Origin of the sequence: Winogradskyella endarachnes (assembly GCF_009741275.1) — a bacterium.
Taxonomy (GTDB): Bacteria; Bacteroidota; Bacteroidia; order Flavobacteriales; family Flavobacteriaceae; genus Winogradskyella; species Winogradskyella endarachnes.
Genome location: NZ_WOWS01000003.1, coordinates 164873 through 179426 on the forward strand (window position 1 = coordinate 164873; position 14554 = coordinate 179426).

General features: G+C 31.6%; 15 protein-coding genes. 9 read left to right on the forward strand and 6 right to left on the reverse strand.

Features of this window, described 5'->3' with window-relative positions; translation table 11 throughout:
• The first annotated feature begins 100 nt into the window (after positions 1 to 100).
• The 3 genes from GN138_RS09055 (at position 101) to GN138_RS09065 (ending at position 3014) form a co-directional block, all read left to right on the forward strand.
• Positions 101 to 862, forward strand: coding sequence for an exodeoxyribonuclease III (locus GN138_RS09055; RefSeq protein ID WP_157363485.1), 762 nt, complete (start codon positions 101 to 103; stop codon positions 860 to 862).
• Positions 863 to 931: 69 nt separating this feature from the next.
• Complete coding sequence (locus tag GN138_RS09060; protein WP_157363486.1) at positions 932 to 1891, forward strand: OmpA/MotB family protein; 960 nt, start codon at positions 932 to 934, stop codon at positions 1889 to 1891.
• A gap of 85 nt (positions 1892 to 1976) precedes the next feature.
• On the forward strand, positions 1977 to 3014 hold the full coding sequence (locus GN138_RS09065; protein WP_157363487.1) for an aldo/keto reductase: 1038 nt from the start codon (positions 1977 to 1979) through the stop codon (positions 3012 to 3014).
• Between the two features lie 41 nt (positions 3015 to 3055).
• Here GN138_RS09065 and GN138_RS09070 read toward each other — a convergent pair whose 3' ends face one another.
• The 3 genes from GN138_RS09070 to GN138_RS09080 all read right to left on the reverse strand — a co-directional run bounded on the left by GN138_RS09070 (position 3056) and on the right by GN138_RS09080 (position 5609).
• Positions 3056 to 3526, reverse strand: coding sequence for an Lrp/AsnC ligand binding domain-containing protein (locus GN138_RS09070; protein ID WP_157363488.1), 471 nt, complete (start codon positions 3524 to 3526; stop codon positions 3056 to 3058).
• Between the two features lie 81 nt (positions 3527 to 3607).
• A complete protein-coding gene (locus GN138_RS09075; protein ID WP_157363489.1) occupies positions 3608 to 4132 on the reverse strand; it encodes a hypothetical protein in 525 nt (174 codons plus the stop codon).
• Between the two features lie 112 nt (positions 4133 to 4244).
• Positions 4245 to 5609, reverse strand: a complete 1365-nt coding sequence (locus tag GN138_RS09080; RefSeq protein WP_157363490.1) for a saccharopine dehydrogenase family protein — start codon at positions 5607 to 5609, stop codon at positions 4245 to 4247.
• Positions 5610 to 5678: 69 nt separating this feature from the next.
• Between GN138_RS09080 and GN138_RS09085 the strand changes: the two genes are divergently transcribed.
• Both GN138_RS09085 and pckA read left to right on the forward strand, forming a co-directional pair.
• A complete protein-coding gene (locus GN138_RS09085; protein WP_157363491.1) occupies positions 5679 to 6068 on the forward strand; it encodes a DUF423 domain-containing protein in 390 nt (129 codons plus the stop codon).
• Positions 6069 to 6134: 66 nt separating this feature from the next.
• The gene (pckA, locus tag GN138_RS09090) at positions 6135 to 7751 is read left to right on the forward strand and encodes a phosphoenolpyruvate carboxykinase (ATP) (protein ID WP_157363492.1); all 1617 of its coding nucleotides are present in this window, start codon (positions 6135 to 6137) and stop codon (positions 7749 to 7751) included.
• Between the two features lie 76 nt (positions 7752 to 7827).
• Here pckA and GN138_RS09095 read toward each other — a convergent pair whose 3' ends face one another.
• Both GN138_RS09095 and GN138_RS09100 read right to left on the reverse strand, forming a co-directional pair.
• Positions 7828 to 8577 carry a uroporphyrinogen-III synthase gene (locus tag GN138_RS09095; RefSeq protein ID WP_157363493.1) on the reverse strand — a complete coding sequence of 250 codons (750 nt, stop codon included), beginning with the start codon at positions 8575 to 8577 and terminating at the stop codon, positions 7828 to 7830.
• Positions 8578 to 8595: 18 nt separating this feature from the next.
• Complete coding sequence (locus GN138_RS09100) at positions 8596 to 9246, reverse strand: DUF4271 domain-containing protein (protein ID WP_157363494.1); 651 nt, start codon at positions 9244 to 9246, stop codon at positions 8596 to 8598.
• A gap of 232 nt (positions 9247 to 9478) precedes the next feature.
• Here GN138_RS09100 and GN138_RS09105 point away from each other — a divergent pair, with 232 nt between their 5' ends.
• Genes GN138_RS09105 through GN138_RS09115 form a run of 3 tightly spaced genes read left to right on the forward strand, consistent with a single transcriptional unit; the run spans position 9479 to position 12005 of the window.
• Positions 9479 to 10201, forward strand: coding sequence for a polyprenol monophosphomannose synthase (locus GN138_RS09105; protein ID WP_157363495.1), 723 nt, complete (start codon positions 9479 to 9481; stop codon positions 10199 to 10201).
• A 6-nt stretch (positions 10202 to 10207) separates the two neighbouring features.
• On the forward strand, positions 10208 to 11551 hold the full coding sequence (locus GN138_RS09110) for a dihydroorotase (RefSeq protein WP_157363496.1): 1344 nt from the start codon (positions 10208 to 10210) through the stop codon (positions 11549 to 11551).
• Position 11552: 1 nt separating this feature from the next.
• Positions 11553 to 12005 (forward strand): DUF4296 domain-containing protein, encoded by a 453-nt coding sequence (locus GN138_RS09115; protein WP_157363497.1) that lies wholly within the window; start codon positions 11553 to 11555, stop codon positions 12003 to 12005.
• Here the strand turns inward: GN138_RS09115 and GN138_RS09120 are convergent.
• The gene (locus GN138_RS09120) at positions 12002 to 13021 is read right to left on the reverse strand and encodes an NAD-dependent epimerase/dehydratase family protein (protein ID WP_157363498.1); all 1020 of its coding nucleotides are present in this window, start codon (positions 13019 to 13021) and stop codon (positions 12002 to 12004) included. The two genes, GN138_RS09115 and GN138_RS09120, sit on opposite strands and share 4 nt — an antisense overlap.
• 149 nt (positions 13022 to 13170) lie before the next feature.
• Here GN138_RS09120 and tyrS point away from each other — a divergent pair, with 149 nt between their 5' ends.
• Positions 13171 to 14481, forward strand: a complete 1311-nt coding sequence (gene tyrS, locus GN138_RS09125) for a tyrosine--tRNA ligase (RefSeq protein ID WP_157363499.1) — start codon at positions 13171 to 13173, stop codon at positions 14479 to 14481.
• Positions 14482 to 14554: the final 73 nt, after the last annotated feature.

Below are 14554 nucleotides of genomic sequence, written 5' to 3' on the forward strand. Positions count from 1 at the left end.
GCAGTATAAATTTATAGGGTAAAAGTACAGTATTATTTAATTTAGCATTTCACGGATTGTTTAAATTAAAAAGAGATTTCTACTAAGGTAGAAAATGGGTATGAAAATAGTTTCTTACAACGTTAACGGAATTAGAGCAGCTTTAAAAAAAGGGTTTATAGAATGGTTAGTAGCAACAGATGCAGATGTGGTATGTTTACAAGAAATTAAAGCCATGGAAGAACAATTAGACCTAAGCTTATTTACAGAAGCTGGTTATGAGTACAATTATTGGTTTAGTGCACAGAAAAAAGGTTACAGTGGTGTTGCAGTTTTATGTAAAACAAAGCCAAATCATATAGAATTTGGCACAGGGATTGAGTCTATGGATTACGAGGGTAGAAATATACGTGTAGATTACAATGAGGTATCTATAATGAGTATGTATTTACCATCTGGTACTAATGCAGCAAGATTATCTCATAAGTTTGAATATATGGATTTAATTCATGACTATTTGAACGAATTGCAAAAGGAAAAACCAAATTTAGTAGTTTGTGGTGATTATAATATTTGCCATGAGGAAATAGATATCCACAACCCAAAGATGAAAGGCGTTTCTGGGTTTTTACCAGAAGAACGTGAGTGGTTGGGTAATTTTATAGACAGCGGATTTACCGATAGTTTTAGATACTTGCACCCAGAACGTCAGGAATATTCTTGGTGGAGTTACAGAGCAAACTCTAGAGCTAATAATAAAGGTTGGCGCTTAGATTATGCTATGGTAAGTTCGCCTTTACAAGAAAAAATTAAGCGTAGTGTTATATTAACAGAAGCGGTACATAGTGACCATTGTCCGATTTTATTAGAATTAGACGTCTAGTTTGCCATATTTTATAAGTAAATAATACATGCTGCACAGCGTTCAGTACAAACAAATTAATAACGAATTATGATCAAAAGAATTTCAATACTAGCATTAACCATCACATTGTTTTCATCTTGTGTATCTAAGCAAATTTATACAGACCTTGAAGATAAATATGCGGATTTAAAAAAGGAAAATAGAACGCTTACAGATGAGATGGCAGAATTAGAAAAAGAAAAAACGAAGGTTTCTAATGACTTAAATGAATTACAATCTGCTTATGAATCTGCTATTTCCGAAAGAGATAAATTGCAAGCAGATTATGCAGCTGCAAAAACAAATCTTGAAACCTTAAAAGCGTCTTATAAAGCTCTAGAAGAAAATAGTTCTGCTTCTATTGCTAAAAATTCTCAAAAAAACAGAGAGCTTTTAGCTCAATTAGAAGCTAAAGAGCAAGCGCTTGCAATGGAAAACGAACGACTAAATACGTTAAAGAAAGAATTAGAAAGCCGTTCGCAACGTGTAGCAGAATTAGAAAATGTAATTGCATCAAAGGATGCTGCGATGAATAATTTAAAGGACGCTATTTCTAAAGCATTAACTAATTTTGAAGGTAAAGGATTAACTGTAGAACAACGTAACGGAAAGGTTTACATTTCTATGGAAAATAAGTTATTGTTTGAGTCTGGGAGCTGGTATGTTGGTGCTCAAGGAAAGCAAGCTGTAAAGCAATTAGGAAACGTATTGGCTGAAAACCCAGAAATTTCAGTGTTAATTGAAGGTCATACAGACAATGTACCGTATAAAGGGAACGAGCAATTAAGTGGAAACTGGGATTTGTCTGCAAAGCGCGCTACAGCAATTGTAAATATCCTTAGAGAAAATGAAGCTATTAATCCTGAAAATTTAACAGCAGCAGGTCGAGGTGAATTTGCACCAATTGCATCAAACGAAACAACTGCAGGAAAAGCAAAGAATAGAAGAATTGAGGTGATTTTAACCCCTAAATTAGATGAGATTTCTAAGTTGTTGAATGAGATTTAATCAAAATCATCATTGCTAGTTGTTGTTGCTATGCAGCAATCTTTGTGAATTTAAATTAAAAGATTTCCAATTTATTTTAAACGCTATGAAGTATACTAAATTACCAAATACAGATATAAAAGTTAGTAAAATATGCCTTGGTACTATGACTTGGGGAAACCAAAACACCCAAAATGAAGGTTTTGCCCAAATGGATTTTGCATTAGATAAAGGTGTAAATTTCTTTGATTGTGCAGAATTATATCCTGTACCTGCCACAAAAGAAACTTACGGTGAAACTGAACGTATTATTGGTAATTGGTTTGCTAAAACAGGACATAGAGATAAGGTAGTTTTAGCATCTAAAATTGCAGGAACAGGTGATTATACTGCTCATATTAGAACTAATGGTTTTAGTAAAGAAGCATTAAATGAAGCTGTAAATAATAGCTTAAAACGTTTGCAAACAGATTATATAGACCTTTACCAGTTGCATTGGCCAGAACGTGATACTAATTACTTTGGCGTTAGAGATTATAAGCATAATACAGCAGACAAATGGGAAGATAATTTTAATGAAATTCTTTTCAATTTAGATGAAATTATCAAATCAGGAAAAATAAGACAAGTTGGTATTTCTAATGAAAAAGCTTGGGGAACAATGCGCTATTTAGAAGAATCTAAAAAGCACAATTTACCAAAAATGATTACCATTCAAAATGCATATTCATTAATTAATAGAGTGTTTGAAGGTGATTTGGCAGAGGTAGCTTATAGAGAAAATGTTGGTCTGTTAGCGTATTCGCCAATGGCATTTGGTGTTTTGTCTGGTAAATATGTAAAAGGAATTGATGCTGAAAATGCAAGGTTGAATTTATTTCCTCGTTTTTCAAGATATAGTAGTAAGCAATCTACTGAAGCGACAAAACGTTATCTTAAAATTGCAGAAGATAATAATATGTCTCTGGCACAGATGGCTTTAGCTTTTGTAAACGAAAGACCTTTTTTAACTAGTAATATTATTGGTGCAACAAGTATAGAGCAGTTAGAAGAAAATATTGATAGTATTAATATGTCGTTATCAGATGAGGTTATGAAAGCTATAGATACTGTGCATGCAGAGATTCCAAATCCTGCGCCTTAAAACTACTTTAGCTTCGATGAGATTTCTGCTTTCTGAGGAATTTATATCTTAATTTGACGATTAATTTGCTGTTGTAAAGAGATAAATGTTTCTGTTCTAGAAACCCCTTTTATACTTTGTATTTCAGAATTAAGGACATGCATTAAATGCTCATTATCCTTGGTTAGAATTTTAATAAAAATAGACCAGTTCCCTGTGGTATAATGACATTCAATCACTTCTGGTATTTTTTGTAATTGTTTAACCGCTTCAGGATTACTAATAGCTTTATCTAAATACACACCAACAAAGGCCATTGTGGTATAACCTAAGACCTTTGGGTTAATTATAAATTTAGAACCAGCTAAGAGTCCAGATTTTTCTAACTTCTTTAAACGTTGATGAATGGCAGCACCAGAAATGCCTACATGACGTGCAATTTCTAAAATGGGTGTTCTAGCATCTTCCATTAATGCACGTAGTATTTTTTTATCAATACCATCAATGTATATTCCGTTATCATTAACTTTCATGCGTCTTCTTTTGTTTTCAAATTGAAAGTTAAAAATAAGAATTCAATTACAAATTGAAAACACAAAAATTTTCGATATTTTTTAATTTTCGTATTCTAATTCTGTAAAAGAACCTATAAAAGTTGTACTGTCGCTATTATCAGTAGTGCTTGCAGAAATATCAAAAGTTCCAGAAACTAGTCGTATTCCTGATTCGGTTGGGTGATTTCTATTTTCAGTAATAGTAACGTTTCCTGATGTAGAATAATAACTTTTTTGCGTACTAGCTTGCCTTATTAAAACATAAGTTCTGTAGTTATTAGAATCTGTGTCTCCCATAATTTTTACAGTGTCAGAACTAAAACCTCCTGTACTATTTAAAAACAGTGTTATTTGGTCTCCAGTTGTATCTGCTGCATTTATACTCATTGTACTATTAGTTTCAGAGTAAGTTATTTCATAAATACCATCCGTATAGGTGTAGTTATTGTAGGTTCCGCCATCAATGGTTGCATTAATTCCGGGATTCTCGTTTAGTGGTTCATTACTACCTCCACTATCATCTGAGCTACAAGATAACATAAGAAGTGAAAAAATAAAGATTTGAGTTAAGCGTAGGTTTTTCATTTGGTATTAATTTGGGGTTAATAACAGTTTGATTATTAGTAAATTGCGAGGGCAATATACAATTTATTTTAAAATGGTGTGTTTTGTATTATTTATAGCATAATGTGTAGCATTATATATTGAGAGGATTGTAACCTAAATAAGGTACATCATGTTCTTTGAAAATAATATCATAATCCTCTAACTCTTTTAGTATTGGTGTATACACTTCTTTGGTAATTGGTATTTGTACGCCAGGTGTTTTTATTTTTCCGTTTAAAATTGCTAATGTCGCTATTGCTACTGGTAAGCCTACTGTTTTAGCCATTGCTGTATAGGTTTGGTCTTTGCCAAGTGTTACCATTGTAGCATCTATTTGGTGTTTTTCACCATTAAGTTCATACCCAAATTTATGATACATTACAATCATATCTTTATCTTCTGGGCTAAGCGTCCAACTATCCATTAAAATTTTCTGAAGTATTTGTGCAGGTGTCGCTTTGTCTAGTTCTACCATTTTTTCAGCATTAAAAATATCGAGTTCTAAAAATTTATCCCAAACAATATCATCTTGGTCTATTTTTAAGGCATGTCTAAATTTAAGTTCAACGGAATCTGTTGGACTGTAGGGTAAAAATGAATTCACAAAATCACGATAGCTCATGTTAATACTATCATCTATTGTGTAGCTATCATCAGTCATTCCTAGCTGTACAAAGACGTGCCAAGCTCTACTAAAACCTACACGTCTCATGGTGCCACGGTAAAGTGTTTTAACATGGTCTAAACCATATACATGTTGATATTTTAAAGAATCTCTATTGGCATAGGCTTCAAAACGACCGTAATGGTCTACATCTAAAAATTCAGTTCTTCTAAATAATCTATGATAAGGAATATACTTAAATTGATTTTCTTGTAAAAATTTTGCTGCACCACCTTGGCCTGCAACAACCACATTTCTTGGATTCCATGTAAATTTATAATTCCATAAATTGTTATCACTTTCTGGTGCAACTAAACCACCTGTAAAAGATTCAAACAAAATCATTTTTCCACCTTTATCTCTAATATTGTCAATAACTTGCATAGCACTCATGTGGTCAATACCTGGGTCTACGCCAATTTCATTCATAAAAATGAGGTTACTGGTTTTAGCATCTTCATTTAGAGCTTGCATTTCGTCACTAACGTACGAGGCAGTTACCATATGTTTTTTGTAAGTAATACAATCTTTAGCAACTTCTATATGAAAACGTGCAGGTAGCATAGAAACTACAATATCTGCATCTTTTACAGCTTCTACGCGAGATGCTTTATTAAAAACATTGAGATGAATTACTTTGGTATTAGGATGCGAACCAACCAATTTTTTAGCGTTATCTATATTAAGGTCACCAACGGTAATTTGTAGTTGTTCTGATTCTGATTTATCAAGTAAATATTTTATAAGAAAAGAACAGGATTTACCTGCTCCAATGATTAAAATCTTTCGCATTATAACTAATTTTGTAGTACACGAATGTAAGAAATACTAAAGGTATTTTAGACCAAAATAATACTAATTATGAATAAAAGACTATTAATTACTGGATCAATACTTGGAATTTTAAGTATTATTTTAGGTGCTTTTGCGGCCCATGGCTTAGCTAAATTAATTGATGCTGATGCTATTAAAACTTTTGAAACTGGAGTGCGATATCAAATCTATCATGCCTTTTTTCTGTTAATTTTAGGAGGCACTTCTTTTGTAAATTTAAAATTTAAAAAGACTATTTTTTATTTAGTAGTTTTTGGAGTACTCTTTTTCTCTGGATCTATTTATGGTTTGGCGACCAATGCACTATCTGGTTTTGATTTTAAAACTATTGGATTTATAACACCAGTTGGTGGATTACTTTTAATTGTGGCTTGGACTGTTATGATAATAGGAATTGTTAAAAATAAAGTGGATTAATGAACATGAAGCGAGCTGTTTCAAAATAAAATTTTAGTTTTGCAGAACTAAATAACAAATAATATTATGGCAAACCATACTCAATTTACGAAAACGATTTCGTTAGAACAATATGGAATTAAAAATGCAAAGGTTAATTATCAATTATCTTCAAATGAACTTCATGATGAGACAATTGCTAAAGGACAAGGTGTAGAGTCTTCAGCTGGTGCAATTGCAGTTAATACTGGTGAGTTTACTGGTCGTTCTCCAATGGATAGATTTATCGTAAAAGATGCTATTACGGAAGATAAGGTTTGGTGGGGAAATATTAATATTCCTTTTGATAGTGATAAGTTTGAAAAGCTTTACCATAAAGTAACAAATTACCTATCTGAAAAAGAGCTTTATGTAAGAGATAGTTATGCTTGTGCGGATAAAAATTATAAGTTAAATATTAGAGTCGTTAATGAGTATCCTTGGAGTAATATGTTTGCATATAACATGTTTTTGCGCCCAACGGAATCTGAATTAGAAAACTTTTCTCCAGAATGGATGGTTATTAACGCTCCAGGGTTTATGGCTGATCCAGAAGTAGATGGAACACGTCAACACAACTTTGCCATTTTAGATTTTACAAGAAAAATTGCTTTGATAGGTGGAACGGGTTATACAGGCGAAATTAAGAAAGGTATTTTTTCTGCTTTAAATTTTATTCTTCCTGTTTATAAAGAAACATTGCCAATGCATTGTAGTGCTAATGTAGGTAAAGATGGCGATACGGCTATTTTCTTTGGATTATCTGGTACAGGAAAAACAACACTTTCTACAGATCCAAATCGAAGTTTAATAGGAGATGATGAGCATGGTTGGACTAAAGAAAATACAGTTTTTAATTTTGAAGGTGGTTGTTACGCTAAAGTAATTAACCTATCTCAAGAACAAGAACCCGAGATTTTTGCAGCTATAAAAAAAGGTGCAATACTTGAAAATGTAATAATGGATGATAATGGCAATGTAGATTTTGCAGATACATCTATTACTCAGAATACGCGTGTAAGCTATCCAATACACCATATAGAAAATATTAAAAAACCGTCTATTGGTAAAAATCCCAAGAATATATTTTTCTTAACAGCAGATGCATTTGGTGTATTGCCTCCAATTTCTAAATTAACACCAAGTCAAGCTGCCTATCATTTTATATCTGGATATACGGCTAAAGTGGCAGGTACAGAAGCAGGAGTTGTAGAACCAGTACCAAGTTTTTCAGCTTGTTTTGGAGCTCCTTTTATGCCATTGCACCCAACAGAATATGCAGAAATGCTAAGTAAAAAAATGTTAGAGGCAGGTGTAAATGTTTGGTTGGTTAATACAGGGTGGACAGGTGGCCCTTATGGTGTTGGTACACGTATGAAATTAAAGTACACACGTGCTATGATTAATGCGGCCTTAAGCGGAGTTTTAAAAGATTATACGTATGAAGATTATCATATCCATTCGGTATTTGGAGTTGCACAACCTAGAACTTGTCCTGGAGTACCAACAGAGGTATTAAGTCCTAGAGCAACTTGGAATGATGACGAGGCATATTATAAAATGGCTTTTAAACTATCTAACGCTTTTAGAGAAAACTTTAAAAAGTTTGAATCTTATGCTTCAGAAGAAGTTAGAAGAGGAGGTCCACAGCGTTATGCGTTTTAACATAAGTTATAAAACCAAAAAAGCGATTCTAATCTTAGAATCGCTTTTTTTATGTTTTAATCTTATTCGTTTATCTCTATTTTCCTTTATTTACAGAATCAATATATTTCTGTAAAGCCATGGTCATAGATGGTGTTTCTGGTGTAGGTGCAGATATGTCTACACGTAATCCTTTTTCCTTCACAGCTTTTACTGTAGTATTACCAAAGACAGCAATACGTGTTTCATTTTGTTTAAAATCTGGGAAATTATGAAATAAAGATTCTATCCCAGAAGGGCTAAAGAATACCAAAATATCATAGGTTACATCAGACAAATCAGATAAATCACTGATTACTGTTTTATAGAAAGTTGCTTGTTTCCATTTTACACCTAACTCATCTAAAGTTTCGGGTATAATAGGTTTAACTTTATCTGTTGTAGGTAATAAGAAAGATTCCTCTTTATACTTTTTAAATAATGGAATTAAATCTGCAAAAGTTCGTTTCCCTACATAAATTTTACGCTTTCTATATACCACGTATTTTTGTAAATAGTAAGCAACAGCCTCAGATTGACAAAAATATTTCATAGAATCTGGTACTTTAAAGCGCATTTCGTCTGCAACTCTAAAAAAGTGATCAACAGAGTTTCTACTTGTAAGTATAATGGCTGTAATTTTACTAAGATCAACTTTTTGCTGTCTTATATCTTTAGAAGAAACGCCTTCAACATGAATAAAGGGTCTAAAGTCTACCTTAACTTTTTGCTTCTCTTGCAAATCAAAGTACGGAGAGTTTTCTACTTTAGGCTCTGGTTGTGATACTAAAATTGTTTTCACTTTCATACGTAAACCTTGTGTTTTTTAACCGTTATACTCTCTAATGACCTTATATAAAAGTACATAAGGCCCAATTTCGAGAGCGCAAAGATACAATAAAAAATAGAAAAAATTAGGATTAATTAGTTTTTGATAGGTTTTAATAGAGTTAAAAAAACCAATGAGATTAATAATACATACCAAAGAAAACGCTATAATGATTGTTATATCCGTATAAATAGTAGTGTATAAAAGAAACAGGTTGGCTATTAAAAACACAATGCCAGATAAATTTTTGAAGGTTGTTTTCTGAAATAAATAGCCATCTATTACACTATCTATTTCAAAAAGGCTTCCTAATAATCTTTCTATTAATGTTTTTATTATTATTAGGCTAAACACTGTAAATAGTAGCTTTAGAAAGTTAATTAAATCGAAATCTATCGGTGTTACAAACGTAGAGTAAAAGAAAAATATAAAGATACTTAAAGATAAACAGAGGTTTATAAATAAAAAACTATCAAATTGATCAACAAACTTTTGGTCTTTACTATAAATTTTTAAATACTTAGAATTACCAAGCACGTATATAAAATCTTTAAACCTTAAGGTATTTAAAATTTTAGCCAATGCAATTGCGCATAGCCCAATAATGGTAAATACGGTAAACCAATCGTAAGTAATATAGTTTCGCATGTTGCTAAATTATAAAGATTAATGAGCAAAACCAATTTAATTATAAGTCAGTTTTTACCTAGTGAATATGTTTGTAATAATAGCACTTTCTATAAATCAATGATTGTAAATTTATTTGAGAGAAGTAAAAAAGGTCTCTATAGAAAACGTTAATTTGAAACGTTAGTTCATTAAAAACTCTATTTTTGCTAAAATTCTAAACGTATTTTAAAGCGTAATTAAAAGTGATTTAATGTCAGACGCAATTGTCATAATTCCTACATATAACGAGATTGAAAATATAGAATCAATCATTAGAGTTGTTTTTTCTCAAGAAAAAGAGTTTCATGTGTTAATAGTTGATGATAATTCTCCAGATGGAACAGGTGATTTAGTTAAAAGGCTTCAACAAGAATATAAAAATAAGTTATTCTTACTAGAGCGAAAGCAAAAAAGTGGATTAGGAACAGCATATATAGCAGGTTTTAAATGGGCTTTAGAAAAATCATATCAATTTGTTTTTGAAATGGATGCTGATTTTTCACATAATCCAATGGACTTAGAAAAATTATATAAAGCCTGTGCAATAGATGGTGCTGATATTTCAGTAGGATCTAGATATGTAAAAGGTATTACTGTAGTAAATTGGCCTTTGTCTCGTATTTTATTGTCTTATGGTGCTTCTCGTTACGTAAGGTTAATAACACGTATGAAAGTTAAAGATTCTACAGCAGGTTTTGTGTGTTATAAAAGAAAAGTCTTAGAAACTATTAATCTAGAGAAAATTAAATTTATAGGTTATGCATTTCAGATAGAAATGAAATTTAAAGCGCATAAAAAAGGTTTTAAAATTGTTGAAATACCAGTTATCTTTAAGGATAGAACAAAAGGACATTCTAAAATGAGTGGAAGTATTATTTCTGAAGCTATTTTTGGTGTCATTAATTTAAAAATGAAAAGTTTATTTGCTAAATAGAATAATATGAATCGGCAAACACTAATAAAAAACGCAAAAATTGTCAACGAAGGTAAGGTTGTAGAAGGCGATATTCTTATTGAAGACAAAATTATAAAACAAATAGATTCATCTATTAGCGTAAAGTCTGCAGATGTAATTGTTGTAGATGCTGAAGGTAGCTTTGTAATACCTGGTATGATTGACGATCAGGTACATTTTAGAGAACCAGGTTTAACGCATAAAGCTAATATTGAAACCGAATCTAAAGCAGCTTTGGCAGGTGGTATTACCTCCTTTATTGAGATGCCAAATACCAATCCACAAACCACAACCGTAGAAAAATTAGAAGAGAAATTTGCTATTGCAGCAGAAACATCTCATGCTAATTATTCATTTATGTTTGGTGGTACAAATGATAATTTGGATGAAATTTTAAAAGTAGATCCAAAAACTGTAGCAGGTTTAAAATTATTTTTAGGTTCTTCTACTGGAAATATGTTGGTAGATGACCCAAAAGTGATTGAAAAAATATTTTCTAGTACAGATATGGTCATTTCCGTGCATTGTGAAGATGAAGCCACTATAAAAGCAAATTTAGCTAAGTACAAAGAGGAATATGGTGATGATATTCCTATAGAAAAGCATCCAATAATTAGAAGTGAAGAGGCATGTTATATTTCGTCATCTAAGGCGATTGAATTAGCAAAGAAAACAGGAGCGAGATTGCATGTTTTTCATCTTTCTACAGGTAAGGAAACTAATTTGTTTTCTAATAAAACACCTTTAAAAGATAAAAAAATAACAGCAGAGGTTTGTGTACATCATTTATGGTTTTCTGATGAGGATTATGCTAAAAAAGGTAGTCATATTAAGTGGAATCCTGCTGTGAAAACAGCGCAAGATAGAAATCAATTATGGAAAGCGTTGTTAGAGGATAAAATAGACGTAATCGCAACGGATCATGCTCCACATACTTTAGAAGAAAAAAGTAATGTTTATACAAAAGCACCCTCTGGAGGACCACTTGTTCAGCATGCTTTGGTAGCTTTATTTGAAGCACATCATCAAGGTAAAATTTCGGTAGAAAAACTTGTTGAAAAGGCTTGTCATAATCCAGCAATATTATTTAATGTTGAAAAAAGAGGCTATGTAAAAGAAGGCTATTATGCAGATTTGGTTATTGTAGACCCTCAAAACCCATGGACAGTTAATAAGAATAATATTTTATATAAATGCGGATGGTCACCTTTTGAAGGCAATACTTTTAAAAGTAGAATAACGCATACTTTTGTTAACGGTAAGTTGGCCTATCATAATTTTAAAGTTTTAGATGTAAAAGCTGGTGAACGATTAACCTTTAATAGATAATATGTTAAAATATTTTATAGCATTAGTAGTAATTGGTGTATTAGCATTAGCTTGTGAAAACATTGAGAAACCTAATAAGCCTGATAATTTAATACCAGAATCACAAATGGCTGACCTTTTGTACGATGTTTACGTTGTTAATTCAGCAAAAGGTGTCAATAGAAAAGCATTAGAAGTGAATGGAATTATACCTCAGGATTACATTCTTTCAAAACATAATATAGACAGTGCGCAATTTGCCGAAAGTAATAAGTATTACAGTTTTAATACCGAAAATTACAAGAAAATTGTTACTAGTGTTAAAGAACGATTAGAAAAGGAAAAGCAGGTGTTTGAAGATGAAAGAAAAGCAGAGAAGGAAGCGCAAAAAGTACAAAGGGATTCAGTAAAGAAGAAAAAGCGTGCAAATCCAACTAAGGAAATTAAAAAAGTACCTGTTTTTAATAAAGATTAAGAGTTTAAATCTTTGAGATATAAATTACTTACGGTCTCAATAGTTTTTTCAATGGGTTTAAAATTAAATTCTAAGGTGTTTTCTAACTTTGAAGCATCATATTTTCTAACACTTAGTAAAGCATTAGAAGCTTGTTTTGTTAAGGCTCTAGGTTGGCCTAATACTTTAGATTTTAACCAATCTACTCGCCAAATACTATTTACTAACCAAGGTTTAGCCTCTTTTTTGGGCGGTTTAATTTGTAATACTTTAGCCGTTTTTATAAAAAAGTCTTTATAACTGAGGTTGTGAGATACTAAAATAAAACGTTCATTTTTTATTTTACTTTGCATTAATTGCTCCATAACATTAACAACATCCCAAACATCAACAAATCCAGTTACACCATTGGTGTAATAAGAAAGTCCATCTTTAACTCTTTTAAATAAATTACCACTACTGTTACCAGACCAGAAACCAGCACCTAAAATTATACCTGGATTTACAATTACAGTATCTAAACCTTCTTGCGTACCTCGCCAAACTTCAAGCTCTGCACCATATTTTGTAATCGCATAAATACTATTGTCATTTTCTGCATTCCACTCAGTTTTCTCGTCTATTAATTTTTCAGAATTTGTATGATGCCCAATAGTTGCAATAGAACTAACATAGCATAGTTTTGTAATGTTAAAAGCAATACAAAGATTAATAATGTTGGCCGTACCTTCAATATTAATTTTTCTTAAGAGTTTATACGCTTTAGGTTGAAAAGATACAAATGCAGCACAATGGTAGACATGCGTAATATTTTTAAATGCCGCTTCAAGTTGAGGTATATTATTGAGGTCTGCTTTTACCCATTCAATTTTGTTAAAAAGAGTTACGTAGTCTTCAGAATAATAAGAAAACACTTTTTGAACTTTTTTTAAAGTATCGTCACTTCTATAAATAGCGCGTAAAGCGTCATTTTTTTTCAATAATTGAAAAAGTAAATGCGAGCCAACCAAACCTGTTCCTCCTGTTACTAAAATCATTAGGCGAAAATACAAATCTTAAGCTAAATTTGATGTAATAATGTTGTTAATAAGTGATACAAGTAGATTCTAAATTGAGTGAAATTTGTCTTTTGTCTTTAGCAGCGGAAACCTATCTTTGTGCCATTAAAATTTGAAACTAAATAACAATGGCAAATAAGTTTGTAGAAGAATTACGTTGGAGAGGAATGGTACATGATATCATGCCAGGAACAGAAGAGCAATTAGATAAGGAAATGACCACAGCTTATATTGGGTTTGATCCTACTTCAGACTCCTTGCATATTGGTAGTTTAGTGCCAATTATTCTGTTAGTACATTTAGAAAGAGCAGGCCATAAACCAGTAGCTCTGGTTGGTGGAGCAACAGGGATGATTGGTGATCCTTCTGGTAAAAGTGATGAAAGAAATTTATTAGACGAAGTAGCATTGGCGCATAATGTTGCTGGTATAAAAGGTGTATTGTCTCGTTTTTTGGATTTTAATTCCTCAGAAAAAAATGCACCAGTTTTAGTTAATAACTACGACTGGATGAAGGATTTTAGTTTTATTGATTTTGCAAGAGATGTCGGTAAACGTATCACTGTAAATTACATGATGGCCAAAGATTCTGTAAAAAAACGGTTAAGTGGTGATGAAGGGAGTGTAGGTATGTCTTTTACTGAGTTTACGTATCAATTAATACAAGGTTATGATTTTCATTATTTGTACAAAACCATGGGTTGTAAATTACAAATGGGAGGAAGTGATCAATGGGGAAATATTACAACAGGTACAGAATTAGTTAGACGCATGCATGATGGAGAAGACCAAGCAAAAGCCTATGCTATGACTTGTCCGTTAATTACCAAAGCAGATGGTTCTAAATTTGGAAAATCTGAAGGCGGAAACGTTTGGTTAGATCCAGATAAAACAAGTGTCTATAAATTTTACCAGTTTTGGTTAAACACCACTGATGCAGATGCAGAAAAATACATTAAGATTTTTACATTTTTAGATAAAGAAACTATTGAAAGCTTAATTGCAGAGCATAACGAAAATCCTGGTTTTAGAGCATTGCAGAAACGTTTAGCAGAAGAGGTAACTGTTTTTGTACACAGTAGAGAAGATTATGATAATGCAGTAAAAGCTTCTAAAATATTGTTTAGTAAAGATTTTAAAAATGAAATTAAGCAATTACCAGAAACTTTATTTCTAGATGTTTTTGAAGGTGTAAAGCAGGCTGAAATATCTGAGTCAGAATTTAAAGAAGGAATAGATATGATTGGTGCTTTAGCTGCTAAAACTAAGTTCTTAAATTCTAATGGAGATGCAAGACGAGCACTAAAAGAAAATGCCGTTGCAGTAAATAAAGAAAAAGTAAAGGAAGATTATATATTATCTTCTGAAGATTTAATACACGATAAATATATTATTATAAGTAGAGGAAAGAAAACAAATTTTCTTTTAAAAGTAGTTTAAGACTAACTTTAATCACAATCTAAGACCTCATTGTTTTGTTATAAGTGAGGTCTTTTTTTATCTTTAAATTCTC